Here is a 12,213-nt window from a genome sequence, read left to right on the forward strand (position 1 = left end):
CCCCGGCCCCGGCCGCGCCGGGCCCCCCCCCCGCGCCCCCCCCCCCCCCCGGGGGGCCCCCCCCCCCCCCGGGGGGGGGCCCGCCCCTCGTCGTACGTGCTACCGGTGCCGCTCGGCTCAGCCGTTCGCGGCGAGGGTGGCCTCGGCGTCCAGCGTGGCGCCGACGGCCTGGAGCACGGAAGCGATCTTGAAGGCTTCCTGGATCGTCTCGCGGTCCACACCGGCCTTGCGGAGCACCTGCTCATGCGAGTCCAGGCACATACCGCAGCCGTTGATCGCGGAGACGGCCAGCGACCACAGCTCGAAGTCGACCTTCTCCACACCCGGGTTGCCGATGACGTTCATCCGCAGACCCGCGCGCAGGTTGTTGTACTCCGGGTCGGACAGCAGGTGCCGGGTCCGGTAGAACACGTTGTTCATCGCCATGACGGCCGCGGCCGACTTGGCGGCGGTGTACGCCTCCGGCGACAGGTTCGCCTTGGCCTCCGGCTCCAGCTCCGCCAGCACCCGCGGCGAACGCGAGGCGATCGCGCAGGAGAGGACGGTGCCCCACAGCTGCTGCTGCGGAAGCTCGGAGTTGCCGATCACCGAACCGAGGTTCAGCTTGAGGTCCTTGGCGTAGTCCGGAAGCGCGGACTTCAGCTCGTCGAGTGCCATTCAGCTCACCTTTACTCGCCGGAGAGGAGCTTGACCGGGTCGAGGGTGTCCTCGCCCTTGCTCCAGTTGCACGGGCACAGCTCGTCGGTCTGCAGGGCGTCCAGCACCCGCAGGACCTCCTTGGGGTTACGGCCCACGGAACCCGCCGTCACCATGGTGAACTGGATCTCGTTGTTCGGGTCCACGATGAAGACGGCGCGCTGCGCGAAGCCGTCCTCGCCCTCGATGCCCAGGTCGCGCATCAGCTCGTGCTTGGAGTCGGCCAGCATCGGGAAGGGCAGGTCACGCAGGTCGGCGTGGTCCTTGCGCCAGGCGTGGTGGACGAACTCGGAGTCACCGGAGAAACCGAGGACCTGCGCGTCACGGTCGGCGAACTCGTCGTTCAGCTTGCCGAACGCGGCGATCTCGGTCGGGCACACGAAGGTGAAGTCCTTGGGCCACGCGAACACGACCTTCCACTTGCCCTCGTAGGTCTTGTGGTTGATCTGCTCGAACTCCTGGCCGGTCTCCAGCGAAACGCAGGCGGTCAGGTCGTACTCGGGGAACTTGTCACCGACAGTGAGCACGCGCTCTCCTTGCAGCTTTCGGGTAGGAAGCCCTTTTGATCTGGGATTCCATGGGGTTGGACGAGTCCCACCCTGGCACAGCTGGCATTGATCAGTGAAATAGCTAGACTCGGTGATGTTGATTGGAGGTGGTTATCAGTGGCCGTACCCGCTACTCCGGGCAAACCGCGGCAGCCCAGTCTGTCCCAGCTCAGGGCCTTCGCCGCGGTCGCGGAACATCTGCACTTCCGGGACGCCGCGGCCGCCATCGGGATGAGCCAGCCCGCGCTCTCCGGCGCCGTCGCCGCCCTGGAGGAGACCCTCGGGGTGCAACTGCTGGAGCGTACGACGCGCAAGGTGCTGCTCAGCCCGGCGGGGGAGCGGCTGGCCGCGCGGGCCCGCACCGTCCTGGAGGCGGTCGGCGAGCTGATGGAGGAGGCGGAGGCGGCCCGGGCGCCCTTCACGGGTGTGCTGCGGCTCGGGGTGATCCCGACCGTGGCGCCCTATCTGCTGCCGACCGTGCTGCGGCTGGTGCACCAGCACTACCCCGACCTCGATCTCCAGGTCTATGAGGAGCAGACCGCCTCGCTGCTGGACGGACTGGCCCACGGACGGCTGGATCTGCTGCTGCTCGCGGTGCCGCTCGGCGCCCCCGGCGTGGTCGAGCTGCCGCTGTTCGACGAGGACTTCGTCCTGGTCATGCCGCAGGACCACTGGCTGGGCGGGCGCAGCGACATTCCGCGCGACGCGCTCAGGGAGCTGGATCTGCTGCTCCTGGACGAGGGCCACTGTCTGCGTGACCAGGCGCTGGACATCTGCCGGGAGGCGGGCCGGACCGAGGGCGCCCCGGTGACCACCAGTGCGGCCGGGCTCGCCACCCTGGTGCAGCTCGTCGCGGGTGGGCTCGGGGTGACCCTGCTGCCGCGTACCGCGCTGCGGGTGGAGACCGGCCGCGGCGACCATCTGACCACCGGCTGGTTCGCCGATCCGGCACCCTCCCGGCGGATCGCCCTGGCCATGCGCGCGGGCGCCGCGCGGGCGGAGGAGTTCGAGACGTTCGCCTCCGCGCTGCGCGACGCCCTGCGTCCGCTCCCGGTGCGCATCACCTCGTGATGCGCACCGGCTCCTGTGGTGCGATGTGGACGGCTACTCGGTGCGCAGCCCCTCCGGGCGCATCATGCGCCACAGCGGTGGCAGGCTGACCAGGGTCACCAGGACGATGACGCCCGCGCCCACCCCGGTCATCAGGCTCAGGCTCGCCCAGTCCACGGTCCAGGGCTCGTTGACCATCTTGAGCAGCAGCGTGCCCAGGGCGAGACCACCCGCGATCGACAGCGCCAGGCCCAGCACCACCGGGACGGCGGTCTGCCACAGCACGGACCAGCTCAGCGTGGCGCGGCGGGTGCCGAAGGCCACCAGGACGGACAGCAGCCGCTTGCGCTCGCGCAGTTGTTCCAGCGTTGAGACGATCATGCTGGCCCCGATGAGCAGCAGGGTCGCGGTGGCGCCGATGAGCAGCGCCTTGCGGAGCGTCGCGAACTGGTTGGTCTCCGAGGTGCTGGTGAGGGTGTACACGTCCATCGTCGGGGAGAGTGTCGCGCTGGTGTTCCAGGCGTACTCCTGCGCGTCCGGCACCCTCGGGTCCAGTACCAGCATGACCTGGGCCGTGGGATCGGTGAGCCGGGAGACCTCCAGGGCGCCCGGGGTGGCCAGGACGCCGGGGTTCTCCGAACCCTGCGGGTCCGTCTTCGTCTTCACGACCTCGGCCGAGCGCGGGACGGTCCACAGCTTCGGGTTCTTGGTCACCGGAACGCCATCCCCGTCCAGTCGCAGATTGAGCTGCACACCGGGCTTGAGGAACGAGGGCTCGTCCGGGGCGTACATGTCGGACGAGGCCTCGGCCACGAAGACATCGCCGTCGGAGCAGTGGCGGAGCCGGGCCATCTCGCGCAGGGTGGCGCAGTCGGCGACCGTGATCGACTCGGTCGGGCTGTCCTCGGTGGCCCGCTTCTTCTTGGGGTGGGCCTCGGCCGCGTACCCCGAGGTGGTGCCGAGCACCTGGCGTACGCCCTTGGTGGCGCGGTACTTGGCGAAGGTGGCCGCGGCCTGGTTCCCGTTGTCGACCTGGAGGGTCGCGGCCATCTGGGCGCGGAACGGGTCCTGGCCGGTGGACCTGGTCTGGTCGTCCTCCACGGTGGCGAACAGCATCTGGATCGCGATGGCCCCGGCGACGGCGACGGTGATACCGCTCACCGCACGGGCCGCCGTACCGCTGCTGAGCTGGAGCCGCCGGGTGGCGAGCTGCCAGGGCACCGGGCCCTTGCCGAACTTCTCGACGACGGCCTCCACCAGCCAGGGCAGCAGCGCCGTGATCCCGACCAGCAGCAGGACCGCACCGGCCGCCGCCTGGTAAATCTCCCGGTCCCCGCTGCTGCTGTTGGCGCCGAAGCCGCCCGCCAGCGGCAGCAGCAGCCCGATGCCGAGCACCGGGAGGAGCAGTCGCCACCACAGCCGGCGGCGGCGCGGGGTGGCGTTGCGCACGACGCCCAGCGGTTCGATGGCGATCCCGCGCAGCGCGATCAGGGTGACGACCACGGCCGAGGCGGGCACGACCACCGCGATGAGCAGCGCCAGCGGCACGGACGGACGGATGTCGGCGGCGAAGAAGCTGGCGTCGAAGAGTACGACCTTGCTGGCCAGCTCCCGCACCCCGAGGAACAGCAGCCCACCGGTCAGCAGGCCGAGGAGTGAGCCGCAGAGCGACTCCCCGGCGGCCACCCGACGGGTCATATGACTGTCCGCGCCCACCAGGCGCAGTGCCGCCAGTCGTCGGTCGCGCCGCTCGCCGCCGAAGCGCGCGGCGGTCGCGATGAAGATCAGGACGGGGAGCAGCAGCACCACACAGCCGACGATGACCAGCAGCAGCACCCCGGGGTTGATGGGGCCGTTCGAGGGCTGGGTGCCCCAGTGGTCGATGCGCTGGCCCTTGTCGTGCTTGAACACGGCACCGTCGACACCCGCGTAGTACCGAAGATCGGCCGGGCCGGACAGCCCGCTGTCGCCGATGGTGCCGACGACGCGGTAGGACAGCCGCTCGCGCAGCAGTTCGTTGTCGGCGAGGAGCTTCTTCAGGGCGGGGGAGACCCACATCTCACCGGGGGCCGGGACCCGGTTCACCCCCGGGGGCTCGGGCGGCTGGTTCCCGTCAGGAGCCAGCACCTTGCCCTCGATGTCCTCCGAGCGGAAGGTGGTGTTCGCGTCGGCGACCCTGAGGGTGTCCGGTCCCGCCTTCAACTCGTCAAGGGTGCCGGTGTCGAACGTCGAGCGGGCCGCGCCCCGGTCCTCACGGAGTTCGTAGGCGTTGGGGGCGGAGGAGGCGAACAGCAGCAGCACCACCCCGAGCCCCACGCCGACCGCCGTCATGATGGTCCTGGCCCAGCTCTCCCGGCCGCCGGTGACGGCGAACCGGGCGCCCATGGCGAGGTCGGCGGTCCAGCGGGCGAACGCGCCGCGCGACGGGGCCGCGGTCTCCTGGTCGGTCATCGCACGCCCGCCATGTCCCGCGCCTTGCCGTCGCGCACCACGACCTCGCGGTCGGAGTAGGCGGCGACCCGGGCCTCATGGGTGACCAGGACCACGGCGGCACGGGTCTCCCGGGCCGCTTCGGTGAGCAGCTCCATCACCCGTTCCCCGTTGAGCGAGTCCAGCGCTCCGGTGGGCTCGTCGGCGAACAGCACCCGCGGGCCGGTGACCAGCGAGCGGGCGACGGCGACGCGCTGCCCCTGACCGCCGGAGACCTCGCCGGGGCGCTTGGCGCGGACGTCCGCGACCTCCAGCCGCTCCATCCAGGTCAGCGCGCGGGCCTCGGCCTCCTTGCGCTTGACGCCGTTCAGCCGCAGCGGGAGCGCCACGTTCTCCACGCAGTTCAGCTCCGGTACGAGCTGGCCGAACTGGAAGACGAAGCCGAATTCGCCGCGGCGCAGACTGCTGCGCTGGGCGTCCGACATCTTCGACAGGTCGCGCCCGCCGTAGTGCACCGCACCCGAGTCCGGGGTGACGATCCCGGCCAGACAGTGCAGCAGCGTGGACTTGCCGGAACCGGAGGGGCCCATCACCGCGACGACCTCGCCGGGGTGGATGGAGAAGTGCGCACCGTCGAGCGCGGGGGTGCGGCCGTACGCCTTGTGGAGGCCGTCGGCGATGAGCAGTGAGCCCGCGGGAGTCATGAACGTACCGCCTTGCTGAGTTGGCCGAGGCGGGCGGCGGTCAGCTCCAGCCAGCGCAGATCGGCCTCGAGATGGAACAGCGCGTGATCGCAGATCAGTTGGTCGCTGAGGTCACCCGTGCGCTTGCGCTGGGTGAGGTCGCGCATCAGCCGCAGATGCTCGGCCCGCTGGACGTCGAGCAGATCGCCCGCGTCACGTCCGGTGAGCAGCGCGAGGACGACCTTGGTGTAGAGCACCGACTGCAGGTAGGGCTCGGGCTTCTCGGGCTGGGCGAGCCACTGTTCGACGTCGGTGATACCCGCGTCGGTGATGGCGTAGCGCTTGCGCTCGGGCCCGCCGCCGTGCTCGATGCCGTCGACCTCGACGAGACCGTTCTTCAGCAGGCGCGACATCGTCGAGTAGACCTGCCCGTAGTGGAGCGGGCGGTCATGACCGAATCGTTCGTCGAAAGCCCGCTTCAGGTCGTAGCCGTGGCGCGGGCCGGACTCCAGGAGTCCGAGCAGGGTGTGGCCGATGGACATGCGCGGCACTCTACACGATGGGTATACGTCGCGTGTATAGATGCAGTGAAGAGTGCGTTTGTGCAGGTCAGGGCGGTGCGGAAGTAAAGGGTGCGCCGGGGGCCGGCTGATCGGTCGACGACCGGTCAGCCGGGCTCACCCGGGGTGGTGTCACGCGGCGGACGGCCGCGGCGCGGGATCGGCTGCGCCGCTCCGGGCAGCCGGCCCGCGTCCGCGAGCGCCTTGCGCAGCAGGAACTCGATCTGTGCGTTGGCGCTGCGCAGCTCGTCGTTGGCCCAGCGCGCGAGCGCATCGTGCACGGCCGGGTCGAGCCGCAGCAGCATCTGCTTGCGCTGCTGCCGCGGCCGGCGCGGCTGCCGTTCCGGCGACCGCGCCGGCTCGGCGGGCTCGGCGGCCTCCGCGGGCTCGGCGGGGCGCTCGTGCTCCGTCACTGGTAGAGCGTGCCGGTGTTGAGGACGGGCTGCGGCGAGCGGTCGCCGCACAGCACCACCATCAGGTTGCTGACCATCGCGGCCTTGCGCTCCGCGTCCAGCTCCACGATCTCCTCCTCGGTGATCCGGGCCAGTGCTGCCTCGACCATGCCGACCGCGCCGTCCACGATCTGGCGGCGCGCGGCGACCACGGCGCCCGCCTGCTGCCGCTGGAGCATCGCGGAGGCGATCTCCGGAGCGTAGGCGAGGTGGGTGAAGCGCGACTCGACAATGCGCACACCGGCGGCCTCGACCCGGGCGTGCAGCTCCGCGGCCAGCTTCTCGGTGATCTCCTCGGCGTTGCCGCGCAGCGACAGGCCGTCCTCGTCATGGGCGTCATAGGGGTACTCGATGGCGATGTGGCGCACCGCGGCCTCGGTCTGGGTGGCGACGAACTCCAGGAAGTCGTCCACCTCGAACATCGCCTGCGCGGTGTCCTCGACCTTCCATACGACCACCGCGGCCAGCTCGATCGGATTGCCGTAGGCGTCATTGACCTTGAGTACCGCGGTCTCGTGGTTGCGCACCCGGGTGGAGATCTTTTCCCGGCTGGTGAGCGGATTCACCCAGCGCAGACCGTCGGTGCGGATGGTGCCCCGGTAGCGGCCGAAGAGCTGGACGACCCGGGCCTCACCCGGGGCGATGGTGTTCAGTCCGCACATCGTGATCAGCGCGGTGAGGGCCACCAGGATCCCGGCGACGATCAGCGTGGTCGACGCGGCGCCCTTGTTCTCGGAGGCGACCGCCGCCCCGGCGAGGATCAGCCCGGTTCCGGCGGCGACCCCGAGCAGACCGCCCAGCAGGGCGAGGCCGCCGCTGACGTGGCGGGCGGGCCGCTCGTGTATCCGGGGTTCGGCGGGGGGTGCGGTGGCGGTGGTGGCGTCGGACATGGCGGTCCCCGTGTTCTCTCGAAGACCCGGCGCTGCCATCCAGCGACCGGCGTCTATCAAAGTGATATCAGATTAGCGGCGCCGACAACCCTGCGCACCCCTCAGTCGTCAGTTCTCTTGAGGTAGGTGCTCTTTGTCACCTTCGGAAAAAGCGAGATCGATGACCATTTGCGGGTGGTTGCGGTGTTAGCTTCGTGAGCTGGGCTGGGGAGCTTACGAACTGGAACGGCAGGAGAGATGGGTAGAGCCGAAGAGCGGCGCGCACGGGAGCAGGGCGCCCGCAAGGCCAAGAAGGCCGGAAAGAAGGGGGGCATACGCCGCTTCTTCACCTGGAAGAAGATCCTCGCGTATGTCGTCACCTTCTGTGCACTGCTCGTCGGAGGGTTCTTCGCGCTCTACCTGCTGGTAGACGTCCCCCCGGCCAACGCTCAGGCCAGGAAAGAAGCCAATATCTTCAAGTACAGCGACGGTTCGATCATGGCCAAGGACGGCGATGTCAACCGTGAGTCCGTACCGCTGAGCAAGATCCCCAAGGCGGTGCAGCACACCTTCGTCGCCGCGGAGAACAAGGACTTCTACACCGACTCGGGCGTCTCCTTCACCGGCACCGCCCGTGGTCTGATCAACACCGCGCTCGGCAGGGGCAAGCAGGGTGGCTCGACCATCACCCAGCAGTATGTGAAGAACTACTACCTCAGCCAGGAGCAGACCGTCACCCGCAAGGCCAAGGAGCTGGTGATCTCCCTCAAGGTGGATCAGCAGAAGTCCAAGGACTACATCCTGGCCGGGTACATCAACACCAGCTACTACGGCCGGAACGCCTACGGCATCCAGGCCGCCGCCCGCGCGTACTACGACAAGGACGCCGAGAAGCTCAGTGTGGCGGAGGGCGCCTATCTCGCGGCGCTGCTCCAGGCGCCCAGCCAGTACGACTACTCGACTGCGGGCCCCAACGGCAAGAAGATGGTCAAGGCCCGCTGGAACTACATCCTCGACAACATGGTCGAGAAGGGCTGGCTGTCCAAGAGCGCCCGCCAGGACACGCACTTCAAGAGGCCCCAGGATCCGCGTCCGATCCCCGGACTCGACGGTCAGACCGGGTACTTCATCGCCGCCGCCAAGAAGGAGCTCTTCAAGGCGGGTGTGGATGAGCGGGAGTTCGAGGCCGGCGGCTGGACGATCACCCTCAACATCGACCGCAAGAAGCAGAAGTCGCTGGAGAAGGCGGTCCGTACCCAGCTCACCGACAAGCTGGACCCCAGTAAGCGCAAGGTCGACAAGCACGCCCAGGTCGGCGCGGTCTCGGTGGACCCCAAGACCGGTGGTGTGGTGGCCATGTACGGCGGTGCGGGCTACACCAAGCACTGGACCAACAACGCGACGCGTGAGGACTACCAGCCCGCCTCCACCTTCAAGCCGCTGATCCTCGCCTCCGCGCTGGAGAACGAGTCCAGCACCCAGGACGGCACCCCGATCACCGCCGACACCGTCTACGACGGCACCAGCAAGCGGCCGGTGAAGGGCAGCGCCGTCGGGTTCGCCCCGGAGAACGAGGACGACAGGTCCTACGGCCCGGTCAGCGTCCAGAAGGCGATGAACCTGTCGGTCAACTCCGTCTACGCGCAGATGGCCGTGGATGTGGGCCTGCCCAAGGTCAAGTCGACCGCCGTCGGCCTCGGGATGAACGGCAAGGCCGGAGGCTTCGGTGAGCACCCCGCGATGTCGCTGGGCTCGATGGGTGCCAGCCCGCTGCATATGGCCGGGGTCTACGCGACCCTCGACAACCACGGCAAGAAGGTCACCCCGGCGATCGTGAAGTCCGCCGAGAAGGGCGACGAGCAGGCCGACCTGCCCGACCCGACCAACGGCCAGGCGATCAGCCGCGGCGCCGCCGACGCGGTGACCTCCGTCCTCACCGGTGTGGTCGCCGACGGCACCGGCCAGGCCGTGAAGCGCCAGGGCATGGACGTGGCGGGCAAGACGGGTACCTCGGACGACAACAAGTCCGCCTGGTTCACCGGCTACACCCCCGGTCTGGTCACCTCCGTCGGTATGTTCGGTGAGGTCCCGGGCGGCAAACAGGTCTCCCTCAAGGGCACCGGTGGCGGCGGCCGGGTCAACGGCTCCGGCTACCCGGCCTCGATCTGGGCGTCCTACATGGGAGCCGCGGCGGACGACACCAAGGACACCGAGTTCGACCTGGAGGTGGAGACGCCCGTACCGCCGACCACCTCACCGTCCACGTCGCCGGAGCCGACCGAGTCGGAGAGCGAGTCGACGTCGCCGACGCCGAGCGAGTCGGAGAGCGAGTCGACGTCCCCGACGCCGAGCGAGTCGACGCCGACGACCACGCCGTCCAGCCCGGAGACCACCCCGCCGGACGACGAGACACCGACCACCCCGACGACACCGGTCACCCCACCGGAGGACGAGGGCCTCCCGGGCGACAAGCGCCAGGAGCCATGAGGACATCGGGCCCCGAGCCGTTCGGCTCGGGGCCCGATGCTTTCCGGGGGCGGCGGCTCAGGACGGCATGGCCAGCTCGAACCAGACCACCTTGCCGGTGCTCAGCCGGGTCGCGCCCCAGCGCCGGGCCATCCGGTTGACCAGGTACAGTCCGCGGCCGCCCTCGTCGGACGGCCGGGCCTGGCGCAGCCGCGGGAGTTGCGGTACGTCGTCGCCGACCTCACAGCGCAGGACGTCGGTGCGCAGCAGCCGCAGGGTGATCGGCCGTTCCGCGTAGCGCACGGCGTTGGTGACCACCTCGCTCACCAGCAGTTCCACCGCGTCCGTCAGATCGTCCAGATCCCAGCGGGCCAGGGCGCGGCGGGCCAGCCGACGGGCCTGTCCCGCGGTCTGCGCCTTGGGGTCCAGGAACCAGTACGCGACATCGCTGGGCGCGATGCCCTCGAACCGGGCCGCCAGCAGCGCTACGTCGTCATCGCGGTCGCCGGGCCCGAGCATGTCCAGCACCTCGTCGCACAGCGGCTCCAGCGGTGGCGGGTTGGGGCCGGTGAGCCGCGCGGTGGCGGTCAGCCGCTCCCGCAGCTGCTCGATCCCGGTCCACACATCGCGCATCCGCGACTCGACCAGACCGTCGGTGTAGAGCATCAGCGTGGCCCCGGCCGGGGCGTCCAGCTCGACCGCCTCGAAGTCGACCCCGCCGACGCCGATCGGGGCGCCGGGCGGCACCCGCAGCACCTCGGCCCGGCCGCCCCGGTGCAGCAACAGGGGCGGCGGATGGCCCGCGTTGGCCACCACGATGCGGTGCGCGACCGGGTCGTAGACCGCGTACAGACAGGTGGCCATACGGTCCGTGCCCAGCCGCTGGGCCTGCTCGTCGAGGTGGTGCAGCACTTCCTGCGGCGGCAGATCGAGACCGGCCAGGGTCTGCGCGGTGGTGCGCAGCTGGCCCATGATCGCGGCCGAGGTCATCGAGTGGCCCATCACATCGCCGACGACCAGCGCCACCCGGTTGCCCGGCAGCGGGATCGCGTCGTACCAGTCACCGCCGACCCGGGCGGTCTCCGCGGCGGGCAGATAGCGGCTGGCCAGCCGGACGCCGGTGGGCTGCGGCAGCGAGTCGGGCAGCATGGTGCGCTGGAGCTCGTCCGCGATGTAGACCTCGCGTCCGTAGAGCACCGCCTTGTCCACCCCGAGCGCGGTGTGGGTGGCCAGCTGGGCCGCGACCAGCAGATCGTCCGGTTCGAACGGCGGCCGGTCCGGGCGGCGGACGAACACCGCGGCGCCGATCACCCGGCGGCGGCCGCGCAGCGGCGCCAGCACGGTGCGCTGGCCGGTGGCCACCGAGGTGCTGTCGCCGAGCAGTTCGGGCAGTGCGGCGCGGGCGGCCAGGGAGTCGCCGAAGACCGGCCGCACCCCGCGCAGCACCTCGGCCAGCGGACCGCCCGCCTCCACCTCGCACAGCTCGGCCGCCGGACCGCCGCCCACCGCGGGCGACAGATCCGGCTGGGAGGGCATCAGCGGCAGCCGTCCGCTGTCGGTGTCCGGGTCCAGCGGGATCCGGTCGGTACGGCGCAGCCGCAGCACCACCGGACCCACCGGGCGCTCATCGCCCACCGGGAGAGGATCGCGCAGATAGACCAGGATCGCGTCGGCGAAGGTGGGCACGGTGGCCCGGCACAGGCCGAGCACGATCTCGTCGAGGTCGATACCGCGGGCGATCCGCCGGGTGGCCGCGCCGACGAAGCGCAGCCGGTCCCCGCCGCGGTCCCGGGCGGCGGCCGTCTCGGCCGCGCCGGCACCGCCGGTGCCACCGGCCGACGGCACCGGGGGCATACCGCCGCCGGACCCGGTGTACGCGACCTCTCCGGCCGCCGTGGCCACCGCGTCCGCCGACTCCACCGGCTGGGCGGGGTGTTCACCCGCGGCGGCGCCGGGGCGGCCGGTGTCCCGGTGCCCGGCGTCCGGCGCGCGCCCGTCCCGCTCCGGGGAGCCGTCACGCGCTCCGGGTCGGCGTGCCGCGCCCCTGGCGGCGTTGCGGTCCGCGTCCCACACAGGTTCGCCCTCCGGTGTGCCGTGCTCCGGCTGTGCCGGGTGCTCGCTGTGCGCCGCGCTCCGGCGCTCGGTACCTCCACCACCGCGCGGGGCGGTCTCGGCCGCGCCCCGGCCGCGCCGCCTGGCCCGCGCCGAGCCCCGTGGGGCGGCGGGCTCCTCGTCCCGGTCCGGTGCGCCGTCCCCGGCCGGTGCCGCGGACGGCCCGTCCCCGGGGAGCGCCGGTCGCGGGCGTCCACCGTCCGGCTCCTGGCCGGGCGCGGCCGTCCGCCGCACGGCGGTCCGCGGGTCCGGGACCGCGCCGTGCGCGTCCTCGGGCAGGCCCGAGGCGGCGGCAGGGGTGGCAGCCTGTCGCCTGTTGGGGGAGGTCGGGTGCTCCGTCACGCGTG

10 protein-coding genes are annotated in these 12,213 nt (G+C 71.0%); 2 read left to right on the plus strand and 8 right to left on the minus strand.

Going from position 1 to position 12,213, the window contains the following annotated elements; genetic code table 11:
• Window positions 1–117 precede the first annotated feature (117 nt).
• Together NMK44_RS03410 and NMK44_RS03415 are read right to left on the minus strand one after the other, a co-directional pair.
• Entirely contained in the window at window positions 118–657 is a 540-nt protein-coding gene (locus tag NMK44_RS03410; protein WP_254738040.1) for an alkyl hydroperoxide reductase, read from the minus strand.
• An 11-nt stretch (window positions 658–668) separates the two neighbouring features.
• Window positions 669–1,223 (minus strand): peroxiredoxin, encoded by a 555-nt coding sequence (locus tag NMK44_RS03415; protein ID WP_254738041.1) that lies wholly within the window; start codon window positions 1,221–1,223, stop codon window positions 669–671.
• A 138-nt stretch (window positions 1,224–1,361) separates the two neighbouring features.
• Here NMK44_RS03415 and NMK44_RS03420 point away from each other — a divergent pair, with 138 nt between their 5' ends.
• Entirely contained in the window at window positions 1,362–2,315 is a 954-nt protein-coding gene (locus tag NMK44_RS03420; protein ID WP_254738042.1) for a hydrogen peroxide-inducible genes activator, read from the plus strand.
• A gap of 33 nt (window positions 2,316–2,348) precedes the next feature.
• Here the strand turns inward: NMK44_RS03420 and NMK44_RS03425 are convergent, their stop codons facing one another.
• The 5 genes from NMK44_RS03425 to NMK44_RS03445 form a co-directional block, all read right to left on the minus strand.
• Entirely contained in the window at window positions 2,349–4,745 is a 2,397-nt protein-coding gene (locus NMK44_RS03425; RefSeq protein WP_254738043.1) for an ABC transporter permease, read from the minus strand.
• Window positions 4,742–5,428 (minus strand): ABC transporter ATP-binding protein, encoded by a 687-nt coding sequence (locus tag NMK44_RS03430; RefSeq protein WP_254738044.1) that lies wholly within the window; start codon window positions 5,426–5,428, stop codon window positions 4,742–4,744. Before NMK44_RS03430 ends, NMK44_RS03425 begins: the two co-directional genes overlap by 4 nt.
• Window positions 5,425–5,949, minus strand: a complete 525-nt coding sequence (locus NMK44_RS03435; RefSeq protein ID WP_254738045.1) for a PadR family transcriptional regulator — start codon at window positions 5,947–5,949, stop codon at window positions 5,425–5,427. Before NMK44_RS03435 ends, NMK44_RS03430 begins: the two co-directional genes overlap by 4 nt.
• Before the next feature lie 125 nt (window positions 5,950–6,074).
• On the minus strand, window positions 6,075–6,380 hold the full coding sequence (locus tag NMK44_RS41960) for a type II toxin-antitoxin system antitoxin (protein ID WP_308358207.1): 306 nt from the start codon (window positions 6,378–6,380) through the stop codon (window positions 6,075–6,077).
• The gene (locus NMK44_RS03445; protein WP_254738047.1) at window positions 6,377–7,309 is read right to left on the minus strand and encodes an SPFH domain-containing protein; all 933 of its coding nucleotides are present in this window, start codon (window positions 7,307–7,309) and stop codon (window positions 6,377–6,379) included. The genes NMK44_RS41960 and NMK44_RS03445 overlap by 4 nt, the downstream gene beginning before the upstream one ends.
• 237 nt (window positions 7,310–7,546) lie before the next feature.
• Here NMK44_RS03445 and NMK44_RS03450 point away from each other — a divergent pair, with 237 nt between their 5' ends.
• Window positions 7,547–9,775 carry a transglycosylase domain-containing protein gene (locus NMK44_RS03450; RefSeq protein WP_254738048.1) on the plus strand — a complete coding sequence of 743 codons (2,229 nt, stop codon included), beginning with the start codon at window positions 7,547–7,549 and terminating at the stop codon, window positions 9,773–9,775.
• Window positions 9,776–9,832: 57 nt separating this feature from the next.
• Here the strand turns inward: NMK44_RS03450 and NMK44_RS03455 are convergent, their stop codons facing one another.
• Complete coding sequence (locus NMK44_RS03455; protein WP_254738049.1) at window positions 9,833–12,208, minus strand: SpoIIE family protein phosphatase; 2,376 nt, start codon at window positions 12,206–12,208, stop codon at window positions 9,833–9,835.
• Between the last annotated feature and the right edge of the window lie 5 nt (window positions 12,209–12,213).

Origin of the sequence: Streptomyces cucumeris (genome assembly GCF_024295805.1) — a bacterium.
Classification (GTDB): domain Bacteria; phylum Actinomycetota; class Actinomycetes; order Streptomycetales; family Streptomycetaceae; genus Streptomyces; species Streptomyces cucumeris.

Coding starts and splice junctions, on each gene's coding strand:
- NMK44_RS03450 (WP_254738048.1), top strand. CDS start 7,547: ATGGGTAGAGCCGAAGAGCGGCGCGCACGGGAGCAGGGCGCCCGCAAG.
- NMK44_RS03410 (WP_254738040.1), bottom strand. CDS start 657: ATGGCACTCGACGAGCTGAAGTCCGCGCTTCCGGACTACGCCAAGGAC.
- NMK44_RS03445 (WP_254738047.1), bottom strand. CDS start 7,309: ATGTCCGACGCCACCACCGCCACCGCACCCCCCGCCGAACCCCGGATA.
- NMK44_RS03435 (WP_254738045.1), bottom strand. CDS start 5,949: ATGTCCATCGGCCACACCCTGCTCGGACTCCTGGAGTCCGGCCCGCGC.
- NMK44_RS03430 (WP_254738044.1), bottom strand. CDS start 5,428: ATGACTCCCGCGGGCTCACTGCTCATCGCCGACGGCCTCCACAAGGCG.
- NMK44_RS03425 (WP_254738043.1), bottom strand. CDS start 4,745: ATGACCGACCAGGAGACCGCGGCCCCGTCGCGCGGCGCGTTCGCCCGC.